This window comes from Streptomyces sp. adm13(2018), from assembly GCF_008042145.1.
GTDB lineage: Bacteria > Actinomycetota > Actinomycetes > Streptomycetales > Streptomycetaceae > Streptomyces.
In genome coordinates this window covers 343,471-363,031 of record NZ_RDBH01000141.1, presented here as the reverse complement: position 1 = coordinate 363,031, position 19,561 = coordinate 343,471, and the positions used below count along the sequence as shown (strand labels likewise).

22 protein-coding genes are annotated in these 19,561 nt (G+C 72.1%); 11 read left to right on the top strand and 11 right to left on the bottom strand.

Features of this window, described 5'->3' with window-relative positions:
- Positions 1-92: 92 nt before the first annotated feature.
- Complete coding sequence (locus EAO70_RS29730; RefSeq protein WP_187284094.1) at positions 93-329, bottom strand: hypothetical protein; 237 nt, start codon at positions 327-329, stop codon at positions 93-95.
- On the bottom strand, positions 322-1,203 hold the full coding sequence (mca, locus tag EAO70_RS29725) for a mycothiol conjugate amidase Mca (protein WP_148005940.1): 882 nt from the start codon (positions 1,201-1,203) through the stop codon (positions 322-324). Before mca ends, EAO70_RS29730 begins: the two co-directional genes overlap by 8 nt.
- 98 nt (positions 1,204-1,301) lie before the next feature.
- On the opposite strand from mca, the gene EAO70_RS29720 reads away from it, so the two are divergent.
- The gene (locus EAO70_RS29720) at positions 1,302-1,703 is read left to right on the top strand and encodes a DUF4307 domain-containing protein (RefSeq protein WP_148005939.1); all 402 of its coding nucleotides are present in this window, start codon (positions 1,302-1,304) and stop codon (positions 1,701-1,703) included.
- Between the two features lie 189 nt (positions 1,704-1,892).
- Positions 1,893-2,390 (top strand): transcription elongation factor GreA, encoded by a 498-nt coding sequence (gene greA / locus EAO70_RS29715; protein WP_148005938.1) that lies wholly within the window; start codon positions 1,893-1,895, stop codon positions 2,388-2,390.
- A 166-nt stretch (positions 2,391-2,556) separates the two neighbouring features.
- Here the strand turns inward: greA and EAO70_RS29710 are convergent, their stop codons facing one another.
- From EAO70_RS29710 to ilvA, 3 genes are all read right to left on the bottom strand, one after another.
- Positions 2,557-3,363 carry an ABC transporter permease gene (locus tag EAO70_RS29710; protein ID WP_148005937.1) on the bottom strand — a complete coding sequence of 269 codons (807 nt, stop codon included), beginning with the start codon at positions 3,361-3,363 and terminating at the stop codon, positions 2,557-2,559.
- Positions 3,360-4,421 carry an ATP-binding cassette domain-containing protein gene (locus tag EAO70_RS29705; RefSeq protein WP_148005936.1) on the bottom strand — a complete coding sequence of 354 codons (1,062 nt, stop codon included), beginning with the start codon at positions 4,419-4,421 and terminating at the stop codon, positions 3,360-3,362. The genes EAO70_RS29710 and EAO70_RS29705 overlap by 4 nt, the downstream gene beginning before the upstream one ends.
- 217 nt (positions 4,422-4,638) lie before the next feature.
- Entirely contained in the window at positions 4,639-5,868 is a 1,230-nt protein-coding gene (ilvA, locus tag EAO70_RS29700) for a threonine ammonia-lyase (protein WP_148005935.1), read from the bottom strand.
- Positions 5,869-6,015: 147 nt separating this feature from the next.
- Between ilvA and EAO70_RS29695 the strand changes: the two genes are divergently transcribed.
- The 4 genes from EAO70_RS29695 to EAO70_RS29680 are packed head-to-tail and all read left to right on the top strand — an operon-like array spanning position 6,016 to position 7,622.
- Positions 6,016-6,591, top strand: coding sequence for a MarR family winged helix-turn-helix transcriptional regulator (locus EAO70_RS29695; RefSeq protein WP_187284093.1), 576 nt, complete (start codon positions 6,016-6,018; stop codon positions 6,589-6,591).
- A 31-nt stretch (positions 6,592-6,622) separates the two neighbouring features.
- Positions 6,623-7,108, top strand: coding sequence for a sigma factor-like helix-turn-helix DNA-binding protein (locus EAO70_RS29690; protein WP_148005933.1), 486 nt, complete (start codon positions 6,623-6,625; stop codon positions 7,106-7,108).
- A 19-nt stretch (positions 7,109-7,127) separates the two neighbouring features.
- Entirely contained in the window at positions 7,128-7,376 is a 249-nt protein-coding gene (locus EAO70_RS29685) for a hypothetical protein (RefSeq protein WP_148005932.1), read from the top strand.
- 54 nt (positions 7,377-7,430) lie between these two features.
- Positions 7,431-7,622 carry a DUF1059 domain-containing protein gene (locus EAO70_RS29680; protein WP_148005931.1) on the top strand — a complete coding sequence of 64 codons (192 nt, stop codon included), beginning with the start codon at positions 7,431-7,433 and terminating at the stop codon, positions 7,620-7,622.
- A 117-nt stretch (positions 7,623-7,739) separates the two neighbouring features.
- On the opposite strand, the gene EAO70_RS29675 is transcribed toward EAO70_RS29680, so the two are convergent.
- On the bottom strand, positions 7,740-8,894 hold the full coding sequence (locus tag EAO70_RS29675) for a cystathionine gamma-synthase (RefSeq protein WP_148005930.1): 1,155 nt from the start codon (positions 8,892-8,894) through the stop codon (positions 7,740-7,742).
- Between the two features lie 72 nt (positions 8,895-8,966).
- On the opposite strand from EAO70_RS29675, the gene EAO70_RS29670 reads away from it, so the two are divergent.
- The 3 genes from EAO70_RS29670 (at position 8,967) to EAO70_RS29660 (ending at position 12,667) form a co-directional block, all read left to right on the top strand.
- Complete coding sequence (locus tag EAO70_RS29670) at positions 8,967-10,073, top strand: hypothetical protein (protein ID WP_148005929.1); 1,107 nt, start codon at positions 8,967-8,969, stop codon at positions 10,071-10,073.
- A 16-nt stretch (positions 10,074-10,089) separates the two neighbouring features.
- A complete protein-coding gene (msrA, locus tag EAO70_RS29665) occupies positions 10,090-10,707 on the top strand; it encodes a peptide-methionine (S)-S-oxide reductase MsrA (RefSeq protein ID WP_148005928.1) in 618 nt (205 codons plus the stop codon).
- 214 nt (positions 10,708-10,921) lie between these two features.
- Positions 10,922-12,667, top strand: coding sequence for an ABC-F family ATP-binding cassette domain-containing protein (locus tag EAO70_RS29660; protein ID WP_148005927.1), 1,746 nt, complete (start codon positions 10,922-10,924; stop codon positions 12,665-12,667).
- Here EAO70_RS29660 and EAO70_RS29655 read toward each other — a convergent pair.
- Both EAO70_RS29655 and EAO70_RS29650 read right to left on the bottom strand, forming a co-directional pair.
- Complete coding sequence (locus EAO70_RS29655; protein ID WP_148005926.1) at positions 12,650-13,006, bottom strand: DUF1330 domain-containing protein; 357 nt, start codon at positions 13,004-13,006, stop codon at positions 12,650-12,652. The genes EAO70_RS29660 and EAO70_RS29655 overlap by 18 nt on opposite strands.
- 344 nt (positions 13,007-13,350) lie before the next feature.
- On the bottom strand, positions 13,351-14,403 hold the full coding sequence (locus EAO70_RS29650; protein WP_148005925.1) for an NAD(P)-dependent alcohol dehydrogenase: 1,053 nt from the start codon (positions 14,401-14,403) through the stop codon (positions 13,351-13,353).
- Between the two features lie 128 nt (positions 14,404-14,531).
- Between EAO70_RS29650 and EAO70_RS29645 the strand changes: the two genes are divergently transcribed.
- On the top strand, positions 14,532-15,401 hold the full coding sequence (locus tag EAO70_RS29645; RefSeq protein ID WP_148005924.1) for a helix-turn-helix domain-containing protein: 870 nt from the start codon (positions 14,532-14,534) through the stop codon (positions 15,399-15,401).
- Positions 15,402-15,513: 112 nt separating this feature from the next.
- On the opposite strand, the gene EAO70_RS29640 is transcribed toward EAO70_RS29645, so the two are convergent.
- Positions 15,514-16,779, bottom strand: coding sequence for an Ig-like domain-containing protein (locus EAO70_RS29640; RefSeq protein ID WP_148005923.1), 1,266 nt, complete (start codon positions 16,777-16,779; stop codon positions 15,514-15,516).
- A gap of 215 nt (positions 16,780-16,994) precedes the next feature.
- A complete protein-coding gene (locus tag EAO70_RS29635; RefSeq protein WP_148005922.1) occupies positions 16,995-17,336 on the bottom strand; it encodes a hypothetical protein in 342 nt (113 codons plus the stop codon).
- Between the two features lie 111 nt (positions 17,337-17,447).
- Here EAO70_RS29635 and EAO70_RS29630 point away from each other — a divergent pair, with 111 nt between their 5' ends.
- A complete protein-coding gene (locus EAO70_RS29630) occupies positions 17,448-17,717 on the top strand; it encodes an LPXTG cell wall anchor domain-containing protein (protein WP_187284092.1) in 270 nt (89 codons plus the stop codon).
- A 92-nt stretch (positions 17,718-17,809) separates the two neighbouring features.
- Here EAO70_RS29630 and hutH read toward each other — a convergent pair whose 3' ends face one another.
- Positions 17,810-19,354 (bottom strand): histidine ammonia-lyase, encoded by a 1,545-nt coding sequence (gene hutH / locus EAO70_RS38210; protein WP_187284134.1) that lies wholly within the window; start codon positions 19,352-19,354, stop codon positions 17,810-17,812.
- Between the last annotated feature and the right edge of the window lie 207 nt (positions 19,355-19,561).

Here is a 19,561-nt window from a genome sequence, read left to right as displayed (position 1 = left end):
GTACCCACCCCCGGGCCCGTACCGTCGAGTACGGGCCGCACGGCGACGCCCCGGCCCCGTACCTCTGCGGTACGGGCCCGGGGGCGCTGTCGCTACTTGCCGGCCGGGGTGGCGGCGGCCTCGGGGGTGGCCGCCGGGTCGGGGGCCTCCTCGAAGTCGACCTTGCCCATGTGGCGGTTCATCGACTTCATCAGCTGCCAGACGGCCAGGGCCAGCACCGCGAAGACGACGAAACCGAGGACGCCGGGTGTCACCTTGTTCTCGTCCAGCTCTTCGGCGGCGAAGGGGACAAGCTGGGTCAGTGCCAGGTGTGCGCTCATGTCAGGCATTGTCGCGGATGCCCGCGAAGAGATCTTCCTCGGGGAGGGAAGTCGGCACCAGCGCCTTGCTGAGCTCGTACTCCTCCGTCGGCCAGACCTCCTTCTGGAGGTCCATCGGGACCCGGAACCAGCCGCCGTCGGGGTCGATCTGGGTGCGGTGGGCGATCAGGGCCTTGTCGCGGATCTCGAAGAAGTCGGAGCAGGGCACGAACGTGGTGAGCGTCCGCTCCTTGCCCGCGAAGTCCTTCCAGCGCTCCAGCCACTCGCCGTACGGGGACTCCAGGCCGCGGGCGAGGAGCGCCTCGTGCAGGGCGACCGTGCGGGGGCGGTTGAAGCCCTGGTTGTAGTAGAGCTTCAGGGGCTGCCACACCGGGCCGAACTCGGCCTCGGGGTAGGTCTCCGGGTCGGCCGCGCCCTCGAAGGCCACCATCGTGATCTTGTGGGTCATGATGTGGTCGGGGTGCGGGTAGCCGCCGTTCTCGTCGTAGGTCGTGACGACCTGCGGACGGAAGGAGCGGATCTTGCGGACCAGCGCGCCGGCCGCGGTGTCGACGTCCTCCAGGGCGAAGCAGCCCTCGGGGAGCGGCGGCAGCGGGTCGCCCTCGGGCAGGCCCGAGTCGACGAAGCCGAGCCATTCCTGGGAGACGCCGAGGATCTCGCGGGCCTCGTCCATCTCCTTGCGGCGCACCTCGTGGATGTTCGCCTCCACGTAGGCGTCACCCTGGAGCTGGGGGTTCAGGACCGAGCCGCGCTCGCCGCCCGTGCACGTCACGACCATGACGTCCACCCCCTCGGACACGTACTTGGCCATCGTGGCCGCACCCTTGCTCGACTCGTCGTCGGGGTGGGCGTGAACGGCCATCAGTCGCAGCTGCTCAGTCAAGACTCGATCCTCAGTGATTCGACGCGGAGGGTGGTCTCTATAGTGACGGAATCGGGGGAGGGAAAATTCCGCAGCCCCCGACATCGAGAGGAACGATCATGAGCGCGGTGCGAGAGCAGCTGCCCGAGGGGCGCTACGGGCGCTCCGCGGACGAGGCCGCCGACCGCAGGCTCAGGATCACGGGCGCGGTGCTCGGCGTTCTCTTCCTCGGACTGCTGGGCTGGTTCGGCTGGTACTACGTGGTCGACAGCAAGATCAGTGCCGAGATGATCAAGTTCGACGTGGTGAGTTCCACCGAGGTGCAGGTGCACCTGGAGGTCCGCAAGGACGAGGGCGTCAAGGGCGTCTGCACCCTCCGCTCCCGCTCCGAGGACGGGGCCGAGGTGGCCCGCAAGGACGTCCGGATCGACGACCGCGCCGAGCGGGTCGACCGCGTCTTCTCGCTGCGCACGACCGCGCAGGCGACGAGCGCGGAGCTCATGGGGTGTACGGCTCGGTAGCAGTGGGTAGGGACCGGGTGTCGAGTCCCGGCGAGTCACCCCGGTGACCTGGGGTGACGCCATCCCGATGGTTATGTCCTCCCGCTTTTCGCCACTCATTGTTAGGCTCGTGGTTTCGCCCACCCGGGAGAGCAGAGCTTTCCCGTGTAGGGCGATGCTTTGTATTCCCAGTACCTACGAGGAGCACCTGTGACCCAGACCAGCGACAACGTCACCTGGCTCACCCAGGAGGCGTACAACAAGCTCAAGGACGAGCTTGAGTACCTGTCTGGTCCCGCGCGCACGGAGATCACCGTCAAGATCGCCGCAGCCCGCGAAGAGGGGGACCTGCGCGAGAACGGCGGGTACCACGCGGCCAAGGAGGAGCAGGGCAAGCAGGAGCTCCGCATCCGGCAGCTGACCCAGCTCCTCGAGCACGCCAAGGTCGGCGAGGCTCCGGCGGACGACGGCGTCGTCGAGCCGGGCATGGTCGTCACCATCGCCTTCGACGGCGACGAGAACGACACGATGACCTTCCTGCTCGCCTCCCGCGAGTACGCGAGCGGGGACATCGAGACCTACTCGCCGCAGTCGCCGCTCGGCGTCGGCGTCAACGGCAAGAAGGCCGGTGACGACGCCGAGTACGAGCTGCCGAACGGCAAGAAGGCCACGGTGAAGATCCTCGGCGCGAAGCCGTACACCGGCTGATCCAGACGTTCCGCGAAGGGCCGGACCCCCTCGGGTCCGGCCCTTCGCGCTGTCCGGCCTCTCGCAGGCCGTCCGGCGCGGCGGCGCGGCGCGAGCGGATCGGCCGACACCGGCCCGGCGACACTGAGCCGGGTCGTCCTGCCGTACGGCGCGGAGGGCCGGGGCGTCAGCCGTTCGCGCGCCGGTACTTGCGGACGGACAGGGTCCGGAAGACCGCGACGATCAGCACGGAGTAGAGGAGCGAGGCCCACACCGGGTACTGCATCGGCCAGGCGTCGGAGGGTGACAGGCCGGGATCGCCGAAGAGCTTCCGGCAGGCCTGGACGGTCGCGCTGAACGGGTTCCAGTCCGCGACGGGCTGGAGCCAGCCGGGCAGGTTGCTGGAGTCCACGAAGGCGTTCGAGATGAAGGTGACCGGGAAGAGCCAGATCAGACCGCCCGAGGTGGCGGCCTCGGGGGTGCGGACCGAGAGGCCGATCAGGGCGCCGATCCACGTGAAGGCGTAGCCGAGGAGGAGCAGCAGGGCGAAGCCGGCCATCACCTTCCCGACGTTGGTCGGCGCGGCGTAGCCCGGGCGCCAGCCGATGATCAGGGCGACGACCGCGAGCACGGCGAGCGTCAGCGCGGTCTGGACGAGGTCGGCCAGGGTCCGGCCGGTGAGGACCGCCCCGCGGGCCATCGGCAAGGAGCGGAACCGGTCGATGAGGCCCTTGTGCATGTCGTCGGCGATGCCGGCGCCCGCGCCGGCCGTGGCGAAGGTGACGGTCTGCGCGAAGATGCCGGCCATCAGGAAGTTCTTGTAGACGTCCGGGTCGGTGCTGCCGGCGACGCTCATCGAGCCGCCGAACACGTACGTGAAGAGGATCACGAACATCACCGGCTGGATCAGACCGAACAGGATCATCTCCGGGATCCGGGACATCCTGATCAGGTTCCTGCGGGCGATGACCAGGGAGTCGTTCAGGGTGCTCACTCGGCCGTCTCCTTCACGCGCTTGCCGTCGCGGCCGCCCGGCCGGGACGTCCCGGCCGGATCTCCGTTTCCTTCCGCCTCCCGCTCGGCCGCGTGGCCGGTGAGGGAGATGAAGACGTCGTCCAGGGTGGGGCGGCGCAGTCCGATGTCGTCGATCTCGACCCCCACGGCGTCCAGCTCGCGGATGACCTCGGCGAGCAGCTTCGCGCCGCCGGTGACGGGGACCGTCAGCTTGCGGGTGTGCTCCTCGACGGACACCTCGCCGCGGCCGCCGTCCCCGACGCCCCGGCCGCCGTCCCCGAGGGCGTGGCGGGCGAGGACCTGCCGGGCGTCGCCGATCATCCCCGCCGTGTGGACGACGACCTCGACCCGCTCGCCGCCCGTCTGCGCCTTGAGCTGGTCGGAGGTGCCGCGSGCGATGACCTTGCCGTGGTCGACCACGCAGATGTCGTGGGCGAGGTGGTCGGCCTCCTCCAGGTACTGGGTGGTGAGCAGCAGCGTCGTACCGCCCGCCACCAGCTCCTTGATGACCTCCCACAGGCTCTGCCGGTTCCGCGGGTCGAGGCCGGTGGTCGGCTCGTCCATGAACATGACCGGCGGGGACACCACGAGGGCGGCGGCGAGGTCGAGCCGGCGGCGCATGCCGCCGGAGTACGTCTTCGCGGTGCGGTCGGCGGCGTCCGCGAGGTTGAAGCGCTCCAGGAGCTCGTCGGCCCGCACCTTCGCGGCCTTCGCCTTCATCTGGTAGAGCTGCCCGACCATCTGGAGGTTCTCCCGGCCGGTCAGGTACTCGTCGACGGCGGCGAACTGGCCGGAGAGCCCGATCCTGCGGCGCACCTCGTCGGGGTCCTTGAGGACGTCGATGCCGGCCACGACGGCGCGGCCGCTGTCGGGCTGGAGGAGGGTGGTCAGCACGCGCACGGCGGTCGTCTTCCCCGCGCCGTTCGGGCCGAGCAGTCCCAGGACGGTGCCCTCGGGGACGTCGAGGTCGACGCCGTCCAGGGCTCGTACGTCGCCGAAGGTCTTCACCAGGCCCTCGGCGTAGATCGCTCCTGGCATGTGGGTGCTCCCAGGGAGAAACGGAGGTTGAATCCGGTCGTTTCCCACCGATCCTAGGTTCGCCGGACCCGCCCCGCCCAGTGAATATGTGATGTGGCGCACATGATCATGGGGTGGGCGGGCCTTCGCCGGGGGCGCCCGCGTGCGCCTCGGTCCAGGACCGCGCACGCCTCGGTCCAGGACCGCGTACGCCTCCTCCAGGAGGACCGCGTGCGCCTCAGTCCAGGACCGTGTACCCCGCGTCCCGCAGCGCGTCCGCGACCTCGCGGCAGTGCTCGGGGCCCTTGGTCTCCAGGTGCAGCTCGACCTCCGCCTCGGTCAGGCCCAGCCGCGGATCGGTGCGCACGTGGCTGACGTCCAGGACGTTCGCGTCGGCGACGGTGAGCACCGCGAGGAGGGTCGCCAGGGCTCCCGGCCGGTCCGTGACCCGCAGGCGCAGGCTCAGGTAGCGGCCCCCGGCGGACATGCCGTGCCGCAGGATCCGCTGGAGCAGCAGCGGGTCCACGTTGCCGCCGGACAGCACCGCCACCACCGGCCCGCGGAACGACGTCGGGTCGCTGAGCAGCGCCGCGACGGGACTGGCCCCGGCCGGTTCGACGACCAGCTTGGCCCGCTCCAGGCAGAGCAGCAGCGCCGAGGAGAGGGCGTCCTCGGACACCGTGCGGACCTCGTCGACGTACTCCTGGATCAGTGCGAACGGCACGTCGCCGGGCCGTCCCACCTTGATCCCGTCCGCCATCGTCACCGGCGACTCGACCACCACGGGGTGTCCGGCGGCCAGCGAGGGCGGGTAGGCGGCCGCCCCCTCGGCCTGCACTCCGATCACCCGCACGTCCGGGCGCACCGACTTCACCGCGAGACCGATGCCGGCGGCCAGACCGCCACCGCCGACGCCCACCAGGATGGTCCGCACCTCCGGGCACTGCTCCAGGATCTCCAGGCCGACCGTGCCCTGCCCCACGATGATGTCGGGGTGGTCGAAGGGGTGGATGAACACGGCCCCGGTCTCCCGGGCGTACTGCTCCGCGGCCGCGAGCGTCTCGTCCACGACGTGCCCGTGCAGCCGGACGTCGGCGCCGTACTCCCGGGTCGCGGCGACCTTCGGCAGCGGCGCCCCGACGGGCATGAAGACGGTCGCGTGCACCCCGAGCAGACGTGAGGCGAGCGCCACACCCTGCGCGTGGTTGCCCGCCGAGGCGGCGACGACGCCCGCCGCCCGCTGCTCCGGGCGCAGCCCGGCGATCCGCACGTACGCCCCGCGCAGTTTGAAGGAGCCGGTCCGCTGCAGGTTCTCGCACTTGAGGTGTACGGGCGCCCCCACCAGCGACGACAGATGGCGGCTGCCCTCCATCGCGGTCGTCCGGGCCACCCCGGACAGCATCTTCTGCGCCCCCCGTACGTCGTCGAGCATCAGCCGGTGCAAGGGGTCTGGCGTACGGAAGCTCATGACAGCAAGTCTCGCAGCTCACGGCCCTGGTGGCCGCCCGGCCACCAGGGCCCCGAGCGGGTTTGCGCAGGCCCGGTACGGACCTCCCCGGGGCCGCGTACTGTGTCCCCCACACCGACCACCCCCGCACGAGAGAGACCCCCAGCCATGCCCACATCTCAGGACATGACGACTGCGTTCGACCCCGGTCTCCTCGATGCCCTCCAGCACCAGGTGGCCGTCTTCGCCCGCCGGGCCGAGCAGACCCGCCTCGGTGGCACCGGGCAGCTCCGCAACTCGATGGACCGCGCGGCCTATCTGCTCCTCAACCGCCTGGACCAGGAGGGCCCGATGGGTGTCAAGGCCCTGGCGGCGGGCATGGGCATCGACTCCTCGACGGTCACCCGGCAGGTCGCCCCGCTCGTCGACACCGGACTGGTGAAGCGGACCTCGCACCCGGAGGACGGGCGGGCGGTCGTGCTCCAGCTGTCCCCGCGCGGTCTGGCCCGCCTGGAGGAGGTCCGTTCCTCGCGCCGCCAGCTGATGGTGGAGGTCACCGAGGGCTGGACGCCGGACGAGCGGGAGTCCTTCTGCACCCTCCTCACCCGCTTCAACACCGCCCTGTCCGCACGGCAGTCGGCGCACACGGGCGGGCCGGTCGCGGAGTCCGCGGCGCCGGCGGCGCCCGCGGCGGAGCCCGGGGACCCGGCCGGGACGCCGAGCGAGTCCGCGCAGACCTCTTGACCCCGCCCCCGGGCTGTCCTCAGATGAGGACGTGCGAGAGCAGCGCGCCGGACACCGTGCCGAACGCGCCCACCGCGCCCGGGAGTTCGACGCGTTCGTGGCCGGGGCGGCGGGCCGGCTGCTGCACGCCGCGACGCTGCTCACCGCCGAGACCCGCACCCGCAACCCGCACGCCCGCGCGCTGCTGACCGCCGCCCTCGCCCACACCTTCGCGGTGTGGGACCGGCTGCGGGACGAGGATCCGTACGACCTGACCCGGCGCGAGCTCGCCGCCCGGTTCGCGCGCACCGCCTGGCGGCACCACGGCGGCCGGGGCGGGGTGCTCTCCGCGCTCCACCCGCAGGAGCGGCTCGTCCTCGTCCTCCGGCTGTACGAGGGAGTCGCCGAGGAGCAGGTGGCGGCCCAGCTCGGACTGCCGGAGACCCGGGTGCGGGCGGTCCACGCCCGCGCGGTGGCCGCACTGCGGGCCGCCGCCCGGGGCGGCGCGGGGACGCCCGGCGGGAGGACCGCCGCGTGAGCCGTCACGAGGACGGCCCGTGAGCCGCCACGAGGACAAGGAGGCGGCGGTACGGCGGCTGCTCGACACCCCGCATCCACCCGTCCCGGGAGGCCTCGCCGCCGAGGCCGCGGAGCGCGGCGCCCGGCTGCTGCGGCGGAACAGGGCGGCCCGCCGGGCCGCGTGGACGCTGTTCGCGCTCGCGGTGCTCGCCTTCGTGCTGTGGGCGTCGACGGTCCAGCCCTGGGAGGTCCCGGTGGAGACCACGCCGCCGTTCGACGGGCTGTGACGACGGTCCTAGCCTGGAAGAGGGACCTGTCCGCAGGGCCGTCAGGAGGTCGTCATGGCCAGGAAAGCAACCGACTGCCGGGACACCCCGAGTGTCTCCGGCTGCTCGCTCTACATGGCGGGCGAGGAGGAGGAGCTCGTACGGGCCGCCGTCCAGCACGTGGTCACCGTCCACGAGCACCAGGACAGTCCCGAACTGCGCGAGGAGATCCGGGCCTCGATGAAGGACCCGCTGCCCGGCACCTGACCCGCCGCCCGGGGACGCTGGGGGGCCGCTGCACGACGGCCGGGCGCCGGTGGGCCGCTGTACGACGGGCCGGGCGGACGCCCCCTCCCAGGGGAGCGCCCGCCCGGCCCGCGGCGACTAGCCCAGCGCCTGACGCAGGTCGGCAAGCAGGTCGTCGACGTTCTCGATGCCCACCGAGAGGCGGACGAGGTCGGCCGGTACCTCCAGGGCGGAGCCCGCGACGCTCGCGTGGGTCATCCGGCCCGGGTGCTCGATGAGGGACTCGACGCCGCCGAGGGACTCACCGAGGGTGAAGAGCTGCGCACGGTTGCAGACCTCGACGGCCGCCTCTTCGCCGCCCTCCACACGGAACGAGATCATGCCGCCGAAGGACCGCATCTGCTTGGCGGCGACCTCGTGGCCCGGGTGCTCCGGCAGGCCCGGGTAGAGGACCTGGGAGACCTTCGGGTGCTGGACCAGCATCTCGACGATCTTCTCGGCGTTCTCGCTGTGCCGGTCCATGCGGACCGCGAGGGTCTTGATGCCGCGCAGCACGATCCACGAGTCGAAGGGGCCGGCGACCGCGCCCATGGCGTTCTGGTGGTACGCGAGCTCCTCGCCGAGCGCCTCGTCGGCCGTCACGAGCGCGCCGCCGACGACGTCCGAGTGGCCGCCCATGTACTTGGTGAGGGAGTGCACGACGACGTCCGCGCCGAGCGCCAGCGGCTGCTGGAGGTACGGCGAGGCGAAGGTGTTGTCGACGACGAGCTTCACGCCGGCCTGGCGGGCCACGCCCGCGATCGCCTCGATGTCGGTGATGCCGAGCAGCGGGTTGGACGGGGTCTCGACCCAGATCAGCTTGGTGCGCTCGTTGACGGCGGAGCGGACCGCCTCGACGTCGGAGGTGTTCGCGACGGAGAAGTCGACGCCCCAGCGCTGCACGACCTTGGCGAAGAGCCGGAAGGTGCCGCCGTAGGCGTCGTTCGGGATGACCACGTGGTCGCCGGGCGCGAGGAGCGCGCGCAGCAGGCAGTCCTCGGCGGCCAGGCCCGAGGCGAAGGCGAGACCGCGGCGGCCGCCCTCCAGGGCCGCCAGGTTCTCCTCCAGCGCGGTACGGGTGGGGTTCGCGCTGCGGCTGTACTCGTAACCGCCGCGCAGCCCGCCCACGCCGTCCTGCTTGTAGGTGGACACCTGGTAGATGGGCGGGACGACCGCGCCGGTCAGCGGGTCGGCGGTGTTGCCCGCGTGGATCGCACGGGTCTCGAAGCTCTGGTGAGAGTGCTGGTCGCTCATGTGTCAGGAGCGTAGTCCTGAGCGGCCCCCGGTGCCGCGATCGTCTCATCCTGCGTCCTGGACAATGGACACATGGAGATTCTCTGGTTCCTGATCGCCCTGGGGCTGCTGTTCGGCGTCCTCGGCCCCTACCTGCTGCGCCGCCGCGGTGGCGGGATCCGCCAGGTCGCGCCGGGCGCACCGGACGCGGCGGACCCGGAGGCGTACGGATTCGTGCGCCAGGAGGACCAGGACGTGCGGCTTCCGGGCGCGGACGACGAGCTGCTGCACGTGCTGGACGTCGTCCAGGCCACCCAGGACTGGCGGGCCGCGTCGCGGCTGCTCGCCGCCACCGACGCGGACGGCGAAGTGCGCTGGCAGCGCGTACAGGCGTTCGCGGGCGCCGCGTCCCTCGAACTCCAGGAGCGGCCGGGCGTCGGCGGCGCCTGGCTGCGGACCTGGCGGGCGGAGGCCCCGAAGGACGCGGGCGGCGCGGCCGTGCACGGCGAGTTCCTGGTGCAGCAGGCCTGGCGCTCCTCGGCGGCCGGGACCGAGGACTTCCGGATCATCCTGGAGGAGGGGCGGAAGGTCACCGAGGAGGCGGCGCTGCTCGCCCCGGGCGACCCCGTCCCGTACATCACGCAGCTGGCCGTGGCCCGCGGTCTGGGCTACAGCCACGAGGAGTTCGACCAGGTGTGGGCGCGGGTCATCGACCGGGCGCCGCAGCACATGGGCGCCCATCTCGCGGCGCTGCACTACTGGTGCGAGAAGTGGCACGGCTCGCGCGAGGAGGCCGACCACTTCGCGACGACGGCCGCGGCACGCGCCCCGCGGGGTTCGCTGCTGGCGGCGCTCCCGCTGTTCGCGGTGTACGAGCACGTGCCGGACATGGTGCTGGTGCGGGACTTCTTCCGTACGGCCGTGGTGTCGAAGGCGCTGGACGGCGCGCTGTACGCGGTGCACTCGGCCCGGCCCGACGACCCGATGCTGGCGCACGTACGCCATCTGCTCGTCTGGTTCCTGGTGCGCGGGGAGCGCTGGGCGGAGGCGATGCACCAGCTGGTGAAGGTCGACGGGCACGTGGGCTCGGTGCCGTGGACGCTGAGCGGGGACCCGGCGGCGGAGTTCACGGTCTTCCGCAACCTGGCGGTGGCGGGGTACGAGGCGAACGGCGGCAACCCGGCGACGCTGCCGCGCTGACCCCCCCGAGCAGGCCCTGCGCGGCCGCCCCGAGCCGGAGTTCGCCGTTCCCGAGCGCCACACCGTCCTKGGCAACCCGCTCCTCGGCCCGTACCCGGAGGGCCTGGAGGTCGCCGACGTCGCCCTCGGCTGCTTCTGGGGCGCCGAGCGGAAGTTCTGGCAGACCGACGGCGTCTGGACGACCCTCGTCGGCTACCAGGGCGGCTCCACGCCGAACCCGGCCTACGAGGAGGTCTGCTCGGGCCTGACCGGTCACACCGAGGCCGTCCGGGTCGTCTTCGACCCGTCGAAGGTCTCGTACGAGTCCCTCCTGAAGCTCTTCTGGGAGTCGCACGACCCGACCCAGGGCTTCCGCCAGGGAAACGACGTGGGCACCCAGTACCGCTCGGCCCTCTACCCCCACTCCCCCGCCCAGGCGGCGGCCGCCGAGGCCTCCCGCGCGGCCTACCAGCAGGTCCTGACGCGCTCGGGCTACGGCACGATCACCACGGAGATCCTCCCGGCGGAGGGCCGCCCGCTCTACCCGGCGGAGGGCTATCACCAGCAGTACCTGGACAAGAATCCGGCGGGCTACTGCGGTATCGGCGGCACGGGCGTCTCCTGCCCGATCGGCGTGGCGAAGACCGACGGCTGACGGTCCGGGGACGGGATCCGCCGTCGCGAAAAGGCGCGGCGGTCCCGCACCCCGGTGGCTACACTCGCCGCCATGGGTGCCTTGTACTTCTTTCTCTGATTCCGGCCGAGGACACGGTCCGACCCGCTGATCCGCCGCCCCCGGGGCGCGGCAGTGGTGGTCCCGGTGTCCCCTTCGCGGCCCGAACGCCCCCCAGCACCCAGGGAAAGATCCCATGCGCGACCGCGCCCAGTTGACCCTGAAAGACGTCTCCAAGTCCTACGGGGACCGCTCCGTCCTCGACCAGCTCACGCTCACCGTCCGACCGGGCGAGAAGGCCGCCGTCATCGGGGAGAACGGCTCCGGCAAGTCCACCCTGCTCCGGCTCCTGGCCGGGGCCGAGGCGCCCGACACCGGCGAGGTGACCGTCCGCTTCCCCGGCGGCGTCGCCCGTCTCGCCCAGACGCTCGCCGAGACCCTCGGCCTCGGGCCCGAGCACACCGTGCGGCACGCCGTCGACGCGGCCCTCGCCGAACTCCGTTCCATGGAACGGGAGATGCGGGCCGCCGAGGAGACGCTCGGCTCCGCGACACCCGCGGAACTCCTCGCTTACGGGGAACTCGCCGCCCGCTACGAGGAGCGCGGCGGCTACCAGGCCGACGCCCGGGTGGACGCCGCCCTGCACGGCCTCGGCCTCGGTCACGTGCCGTACGGGCGGCACGTCGGCACGCTCTCCGGCGGCGAGCAGTCACGGCTCGCCCTCGCCTGCGTCCTCGCCTCGGGCGCCGAGCTGCTGCTCCTCGACGAACCGACCAACCACCTCGACCGCGCGGCCGCCGGCTGGCTGGAGGAACGGCTGCGCACCCACCGCGGCACCGTGGTCGCGGTCACCCACGACCGGGCGTTCCTGGAGGGCATGGCGACCACGATCCTGGAGGTCGACCGGGACACCCGCGCGGTGACCCGGTACGGCGACGGCTGGTCCGGCTACCGCGCGGCGAAGGCCGCGGACCGTCGCCGCCGGGTGCGGGAGCACGAGGAGTGGCGGGAGGAGCTGGCCCGTACCGAGGAGCTGGTGGCGGCGGCAGGGCAGCGGCTCGCGGGGGCCGGGAAGGACCCCGGGCAGGGCTTCGGCAAGCACCGCCGCTCGCACGAGAACAAGCTGTCGGGCCAGGTCAGGGCGGCCCGAATCAGGCTGGAGCAGCTACGGAGGTCCCCGGTCCCGGCCCCGCCGGAACCTCTGCGGTTCACGGCCCGGATCACGACGGCGGGCACTGGCGGCGAGGGAGGCTCCGTCGCCGGCGCGGCCGGCGGGCCGCTGGTCGACGGGCCGCTCGCCGCCGGGCCGCTCGTCACCGGTCGGTCGCCGGTCGACGAGCCGCTGGTCACCGGGCGGTCGCCGGCCGCCGGGCCGCTCGTCGAGCTCGTCGGCGTCGCCGTCGGCGAGCGCCTGCGGATCGACGCGCTGCGGGTCTCCCCCGGGGACCGGCTGCTCGTCTCCGGGCCCAACGGCGCCGGCAAGTCGACCCTGCTCCGGGTCCTCTCCGGGGACCTGCGTCCCGACCGCGGGACGGTCGGCCGTTCGGGCCGGGTCGGCCGGCTGCGCCAGGAGCTGCCCGCCGTGCCGTCGCCGAAACCGCTGCTCACGGAGTACGCGGCCGGACGCCCCGGTCCGCCCGAGGAGCACGCGGCGGAGCTGCTCGCCCTCGGGCTCTTCCGGGAGGAGGACCTGTCCGTGCCGGTGACGCGGCTCTCGGTGGGCCAGCAGCGCCGACTGGAGCTGGCCCGGCTGGTGACCCGGCCGGTCGACCTGCTGGTCCTGGACGAGCCGACCAACCATCTGGCGCTCTCCCTGGTGGAGGACCTGGAGGCGGCCCTCGCCGTCTTCCCGGGCGCGGTGGTCGCGGTCTCCCACGACGAGCGCTTCCGGGCGGGCTTCGGCGGCCGGCGGCTGGAGCTCCGCTCAGGCCTGGTGGCCTGACGCGGCCCGCAGCGCCGCGGCCGTCACCGCCGGGTCGTAGCCGTCGGCGACGCCCTCGATCAGCAGGATGTCGCCGGCCATGTGGCGGGCGCGGAGCGGTATGAGGGCCTGGTAGGCGGCGGAGTCGTACCAGGCGCGGGCGTCGTCGTAGGACGGGAAGCCGATGACCACGAGGGCGCCCGGCCAGTCGCCCTCGCGGACCTCGCGGGCGGGTGCGCCGTGCACGAGGAAGCGGCCTCCGAAGGGGTCCAGGGTGCTCTGGACGCGCTCCATGTAGGTGAAGACCTCCTCGTCGAGGACGGGCTTCGGGTGCAGGTTTCCGATGGCGTATGCGGTCATGACGCAAGAGTGCCGGGGCATGGCCCACGGGGTCGATTACCCCGGAGGTCATGCCCCGGCGACGCGGCGCGCGGTGCCTCAGGCGGCCGCACGCGGGCCCGTGCGCAGGGCACCGTACGCGGGCGGAGGCGTCCGATGCGGGCGGCGTACGCAAGCCCCGTGCGCAGGCGCCGCACGCGGGCTCAGCCGTCCTGTGCAGGCCCCGTGCGCAGGCTCAGCCGTCCCGTGCAGGCGCCGTACGCGGGCGCCGGCGTCCAGTTGCACGCGCGGTACGCGGCCCCCCGTGTCCAGGCGCCGTTCGCAGGCCGCACACAGGGCCCGCGTCCGGCGCGCGCCCGCAGGCGTCAGATCGTCGACGCGTCGATCACGAAGCGGTAGCGGACGTCGCTCGCGAGCACCCGCTCGTAGGCCTCGTTGACCTGCTCGGCGCGGATCACCTCGATCTCCGCCCCGAGGCCGTGCTCGGCGCAGAAGTCGAGCATCTCCTGCGTCTCACCGATGCTGCCGATCATGGAGCCCGCGAGGGTCTTGCGGCCGCCGATGAGGGAGAAGAGGTTGACGGAGACGGGCTCCTCGGGGGCGCCGACGTTCACCAGCGCGCCGTCGGTCCTGACCAGGCTCAGGTAGGCGTTGAAGTCCAGCGGCGCGGAGACCGTGGAGATCACCAGGTCGAAGGTGCCGGCCAGCTCGGTGAAGGTGGCGGGGTCGCTGGTGGCGTAGTAGTGGTCGGCGCCCAGCTTCAGTCCGTCCTCCTGCTTCTTGAGGGACTGGCTGAGGACGGTCACCTCGGCACCGAGCGCGTGGGCGATCTTGACGCCCATGTGGCCGAGACCGCCGAGGCCGACGATCGCGACCTTCTTGCCAGGGCCGGCCTTCCAGTGGGCGAGCGGCGAGTAGAGCGTGATGCCGGCGCAGAGCAGCGGCGCGGCCTCGTCGAGGTCGATGCCCTCGGGGATGCGCAGGGTGTAGTTCTCGTCGACGACGATGTGGCTGGAGTAGCCGCCGTAGGTGGGGTCGCCGTTCTTGTCGAGGGCGTTGTACGTACCGGTGCCGCCGGTGACGCAGTACTGCTCCAGGCCCTGGCGGCAGTAGGCGCACTCGCGGCAGGAGTCGACGAAGCAGCCGACGCCGACCCGGTCGCCGACCTGGAACCGGCTGACCCCGGAGCCGACCTCGGTGACGATGCCGGCGATCTCGTGGCCGGGGACCATCGGGAAGATGCCCTCGCCCCAGCCGTTGCGTGCCTGGTGGATGTCGGAGTGGCAGATTCCGGCGTACTTGATCTCGATGAGGACGTCGTGCTCGCCGACCGGCCGGCGCGGCACGGTGGTGCGCTCCAGCGGGGCGTCGGCGGCGGGTGCGGCGTACGCGGGGACGGTGGTCACGTTCGTGGTCATGGCTCCAGCCTGCGCGCCGGCGGCGGCATCACCCAGCCCCCTGTTCTGCCTACGTCCAGCGTTCCTACCACTGGCAGGGACAGGCACAGCGGTCCGTCGGGGCGCACGACCTGGGATAATCGGGACGCATGGATCTCAGTGCCGAACTCAGCGAATTCCTGCGCTCGCGCCGGGCCCGGCTGAAGCCGGAGGACGTGGGTCTGCCGGAGTTCGGGCGGCATCGCCGGGTGCCGGGGCTGCGCCGGGAGGAGCTGGCGCAGCTGGCCGGGGTGTCGGTGGCGTACTACACCCGGCTCGAACAGGGCAACGGCCGCAATGTGTCCCTGGAGGTCCTCGACTCGATCGCGCGGGCGCTGCGGCTGAGCGACACGGAGCGGGCGCATCTGGAGCACCTGGCCAAGCCGACGGCGAAGAAGAAGCAGCACCGGGCGGCGATCGCCCGCCCGCAGCAGGTGCGGCCGGGGCTGCGGCACCTGCTGGACGCGATGGTGGACGTCCCGGCGTTCGTGGTGGGCCGGCGGCTGGACGTGCTGGCCTGGAACCGGATGGCGCGGGCGCTGATGGGCGACTTCGAGGCGATGGACCCGGCGGAGCGCAATGTGGCCCGGATGGTGTTCCTGGGGCCCAACGCGCACGATCTGTACCGGGACTGGGAGTGCAAGGCGACCGAGGTGGTGAGCGTGCTGCGGTTGTACGCGGGCTGCTACCCGGAGGATCCGGCGCTGCTGGCGCTGGTCGGGGAGCTGTCGGTGCGCAGCGAGGCGTTCCGCTCGCTGTGGGCGGCGCACACCGTCGCGGACAAGGGGCACGGGACGAAGGTGCTGCGGCATCCGCTGGTGGGCGAGATGACGTTGTCGTACGAGAGCATGCAGGTGGCGGGCGGGGATCCGGACCTGGTCCTCATCACGTACCAGGCGGAGCCGGGCTCGGCGTCGGCGGACGCGCTGCGGCTGCTCGCGCAGTGGGGCGTGGACGAACCGGCGGACACGCTGACGTGAGGGAAGGACCGCTCCGTGACGTGACGGAAGGAACGCCTTCGTGACGTGACGGAAGGGCCCCCTCCGCCAGGAGGGGGCCCTTCCGTCAGCGCCCGTGTGCGTCCGGGGTGGATCAGGCCGCGGAGCCGGCCTTCCAGTCCGCCCAGCTCATGTTCCATCCGTTGAGGCCGTTGCTCGGGGAGATCGTCTTGTCCTTGGAGTTCTTGACGATCACGACGTCGCCGACGATCGAGTGGTCGTACAGCCAGGCGGCCTGCTGGTTCGGGTCGCCGGCGCCCTTGACGTCGTTCAGGCCGACGCAGCCGTGGCTGGTGTTGGCCGAGCCGAAGATCGAGTCCGGGCCCCAGTAGTTGCCGTGGATGAAGGTGCCAGAGGTGGACAGCCGCATGGCGTGCGGCACGTCCTTGATGTCGTACTCGCCCTTGCCGTCGTCGTCGGTGAAGCCGACGGTCGCGCCGTTCATCCGGGTCTCCTTGAACTTCTCGGAGATCACCATCTGACCGTTGTAGGTCGGGTTGTCCGGGGAGCCGGCGGAGATCGGGATGGTCTTGATCGTCTTGCCGTCCTGGGTGACCGTCATGGTCTTGGTCGCGACGTCGACGGTGGAGACCTGGTTGCGGCCGATCTTGAAGGTGACGGTCTTCTGCTGGACGCCGAAGACGCCGTCGGCGCCCTCGACGCCGTCGAGGTCGAGCTTGAGGGTGACGGTCGAGCCCTCGGTCCAGTAGTCGTCCGGGCGGAAGTCGAGGCGGGTGCCGTCGAACCAGTGCCCCACGACCTCCTGGCCGGTGCTGGAGGTGACGGTGATGCCGCCCTGGACGGCCTTCTTGTCGGTGATCGCCTTGTTGAAGTTGATCGAGACCGGCATGCCGACGCCGACGGTCGAGCCGTCCTCGGGCGTGAAGTTGCCGATGAAGCTGTTGGCCTTGGAGACCGTGGTGAACGAGGAGTTCTCGTGCGCCTCCAGGCCCTCCGCGTCCGTGGCGGTCGCGGCGATCTTGTAGACCGTGGAGCGCTCCAGCTGGCCGGTCGGCTTCCAGCTCAGGCCGTCGGCGGCTATCTCACCCTCGACGGCCTTGCCCTCGGCGGAGGTCATGACGACCTCGGTGAGCTTGCCCTCGGCTACGGAGACCTTGGCGTCGTTGTTGATGGAGGCGTTCTGCGCGCCGTTCTTCGGCGAGATCGTGATCTTCGCCTTGGAGGTCTTCTGCGCGGCCGCCTCGTCGACCTGGGCCTGTGACTGTGGCGTCGCTGAGCCGGAGGTGCCCTTGTCCTCGTCGCTGCACGCCGAGAGCACCAGCACACCGCTGAGCACGGCGGCCGCGGCGGCCAGGCTCCTGCGGCGGCGCTTGCCGTCCGTCATCACACGCTTCTCCATCGTCGCCGGTTCCCTGCCAACTTCTTGTATGAACGCCCATGACACCCCGTCCGGTTCCGGAAGCGGAGCGTTTGTGGGCAAGACCACTGATCGACACGCTCACCGGTCCCGTCCGGTTCCCGGAACCCCAGTGGCCCCCGTCACCCTTCGTGCCGCTTGCGCACCACGGGCCCCGGGACGCCGTCCCGGGGCCCGCGAACAGGTCGGATACCGGTCTACGACCGGTCGTCGTCGTCTTCCTCCTGCCCATCTTCCTCGTCGAGATCCCACTCCAGCGCATCGGGGTCGTACTCGATCTCCTCACTGCTCCAGGAGGCCTGGACCATCTCGATGCCGGGGACGTCGCGGATCAGGTCGAAGGGCTCGACGAGGTGGGCGAGGGCCTCCGCGCTGTCCTCGTTCGCGGCGGCGCGGGCGGGGACCCGCTCCTCCTCGGGCATGAACGGGTCGGCGTCGATCCGGGCCTCGGCGGCGGCGGCCAACTCGGCCGGTCCGTCGATCTCCAGGACCACATCGACCCGAAGGCGTACATAGCGCGGTGCGTCAGAAGTGCTCATGGGTCGGAGCGTAGGCGCACGGGGGCTCCCGGCTTTCCCACGACCCGCTGTGTTCATTAGCATCGGCGCACCGACCAATTCGCGGTTTCCGCAAGGGGGATCGAAATTTCCGTGTCCGCCGCCCGCCGACCACTGCTGACCGCGACCACCGCGGGCATGCTGCTGTGCGCCCTGTGGTTCGTACCGTCCGCCAACGCCACCGACGAGCGGGGCGGGATGCGGATCGGGGTGACCCGGGACGGCCCCGCCGTGGACGGCGGGCACCTCGCCGAGACCGGCGACCGGAACACCACGTCGTACCTGCTCGGCGGTACGGGCTTCCTCGGCGTGGGGGCGGGATTCGTGGCGCTGGCGATGCACCGCCGCGACCGGACGTCCTGACCGTACGCACGACAGGCGCAGCACGTGAGGGCCCGCCCCGGGAAGTCCGGAACGGGCCCTCACGTCATGATCGGGGTGCTGCCGACGAGGCTCTAGGCGAGCGGTCCGGTGACCGGCTCGACCGCGGCGACCAGGCGGCCCTCGCGGACGAAGTCGTCGGCGGCCGCCAGGTCGGGGGCGAGGAACCGGTCCGGGCCGGGGCCCTGGACGCCGGCCGCGCGCAGGGCCTCGATGGCGGCGGCGGAGGCGGGGGCCGGGGACAGCCCGTGGCGGAGCTCGATGCCGCGGGTGGCGGCGTACAGCTCGACCGCGATGATCCGGTTCAGGTTGCCGATCGCGGTGCGCAGCTTGCGGGCGGCGGACCAGCCCATGGAGACGTGGTCCTCCTGCATCGCGGAGGACGGGATGGAGTCGGCGGAGGCCGGGACGGCGAGCCGCTTCATCTCGCTGACCAGGGCGGCCTGGGTGTACTGGGCGATCATCAGGCCCGAGTCGACGCCGGCGTCGTCGGCGAGGAAGGGCGGGAGGCCGTGCGAGCGGTTCTTGTCGAGGAGCCGGTCGGTGCGGCGCTCGGCGATGGAGCCGAGGTCGGCGGCGGCGATGGCGAGGAAGTCGAGGACGTACGCGACGGGGGCGCCGTGGAAGTTGCCGTTGGAGCGGACCTGACCGTCGGGGAGGACCACCGGGTTGTCGACGGCGGCGGCCAGCTCGCGCTCGGCGACGAGCAGGGCGTGGGCCATGGTGTCGCGGCCGGCGCCGGCGACCTGGGGGGCGCAGCGCACCGAGTAGGCGTCCTGGACGCGGGGGGCCTCGCCGCTCTGGAAGTGGCCGGTGAGCTCGGAGCCCTTGAGTACGGCGAGCATGTTGGCGGCGGAGGCGGCCTGGCCCGGGTGCGGGCGGATGGCGTGCAGCTCGGGTTCGAGGACCTTCTGGGTGCCGAGGAGGGCTTCGAGGGAGAGCGCGGCGGTGATGTCGGCCGACTTGTAGAGGGTGTCGAGGTCGGCGAGGGCCATGACCAGCATGCCGAGCATGCCGTCGGTGCCGTTGAGGAGGGCGAGGCCCTCCTTCTCCTTGAGCTCGACGGGGGTGATGCCGTGGGCGGCGAGCAGTTCGCCGGCGGGCCGCAGCTCGCCGTCGGGGCCCTCGGCGTCGCCTTCGCCCATGAGCGCGAGCGCGCAGTGGGAGAGCGGCGCGAGGTCGCCGGAGCAGCCGAGGGAGCCGTACTCGTGCACGACCGGGGTGATGCCGGCGTTGAGGACGTCCGCCATGGTCTGGGCGACCTCGGGGCGTACGCCGGTGTGGCCGGAGGCGACGGTCTTGAGCCGCAGGAACATCAGGGCGCGGACGACCTCGCGCTCGACGCGCGGGCCCATGCCGGCGGCGTGCGAGCGGACGATGTTGCGCTGGAGCTGGGCGCGGAGGTCATGGCCGATGTGCCGGGTGGCGAGCGCACCGAAGCCGGTGGAGACCCCGTAGACGGGCTCGGGCTTGGCGGCGAGGGCGTCGACGATGTTGCGGGCGGCGGCCAGGGCCTCCACGGCCTCGGGCGACAGCTCGACGCGGGCGCCGTGGCGGGCGACGTCGATGACGTCCTGCGGGGTCGTGCCGGACGTGCCGAGGACGACGACTGTCTGCATATCCATATTCAGCACCCTACGGATTGAAGACCAACCTGTCACTAGGGGAACGGTCACCGGCTCGACGGGGGACGACCCCTTACGGGACCACGAGCGCCGACGGCAGGGACCAGGGCTGTCCGGCGGGTGATCACCGGCGGGGTCCCAGTCTGCCGCCCGGGGGCACCGACGGCACGGGAGGCGGCGCCGGGCGGCAGACTGGGACCC

Bases quoted from the DNA above. Each gene is read 5' to 3' on its own strand.
- EAO70_RS29670 (WP_148005929.1), top strand. From the start codon at position 8,967: ATGGAGATTCTCTGGTTCCTGATCGCCCTGGGGCTGCTGTTCGGCGTC.
- ilvA (WP_148005935.1), bottom strand. From the start codon at position 5,868: ATGAGCTTCCGTACGCCAGACCCCTTGCACCGGCTGATGCTCGACGAC.
- EAO70_RS29640 (WP_148005923.1), bottom strand. From the start codon at position 16,779: ATGGAGAAGCGTGTGATGACGGACGGCAAGCGCCGCCGCAGGAGCCTG.
- EAO70_RS29695 (WP_187284093.1), top strand. From the start codon at position 6,016: ATGCCCACATCTCAGGACATGACGACTGCGTTCGACCCCGGTCTCCTC.
- EAO70_RS29650 (WP_148005925.1), bottom strand. From the start codon at position 14,403: ATGACCACGAACGTGACCACCGTCCCCGCGTACGCCGCACCCGCCGCC.
- EAO70_RS29655 (WP_148005926.1), bottom strand. From the start codon at position 13,006: ATGACCGCATACGCCATCGGAAACCTGCACCCGAAGCCCGTCCTCGAC.
- EAO70_RS29730 (WP_187284094.1), bottom strand. From the start codon at position 329: ATGCCTGACATGAGCGCACACCTGGCACTGACCCAGCTTGTCCCCTTC.
- EAO70_RS29645 (WP_148005924.1), top strand. From the start codon at position 14,532: ATGGATCTCAGTGCCGAACTCAGCGAATTCCTGCGCTCGCGCCGGGCC.
- EAO70_RS29635 (WP_148005922.1), bottom strand. From the start codon at position 17,336: ATGAGCACTTCTGACGCACCGCGCTATGTACGCCTTCGGGTCGATGTG.
- EAO70_RS29675 (WP_148005930.1), bottom strand. From the start codon at position 8,894: ATGAGCGACCAGCACTCTCACCAGAGCTTCGAGACCCGTGCGATCCAC.
- EAO70_RS29680 (WP_148005931.1), top strand. From the start codon at position 7,431: ATGGCCAGGAAAGCAACCGACTGCCGGGACACCCCGAGTGTCTCCGGC.
- hutH (WP_187284134.1), bottom strand. From the start codon at position 19,354: ATGCAGACAGTCGTCGTCCTCGGCACGTCCGGCACGACCCCGCAGGAC.
- EAO70_RS29660 (WP_148005927.1), top strand. From the start codon at position 10,922: ATGCGCGACCGCGCCCAGTTGACCCTGAAAGACGTCTCCAAGTCCTAC.
- EAO70_RS29720 (WP_148005939.1), top strand. From the start codon at position 1,302: ATGAGCGCGGTGCGAGAGCAGCTGCCCGAGGGGCGCTACGGGCGCTCC.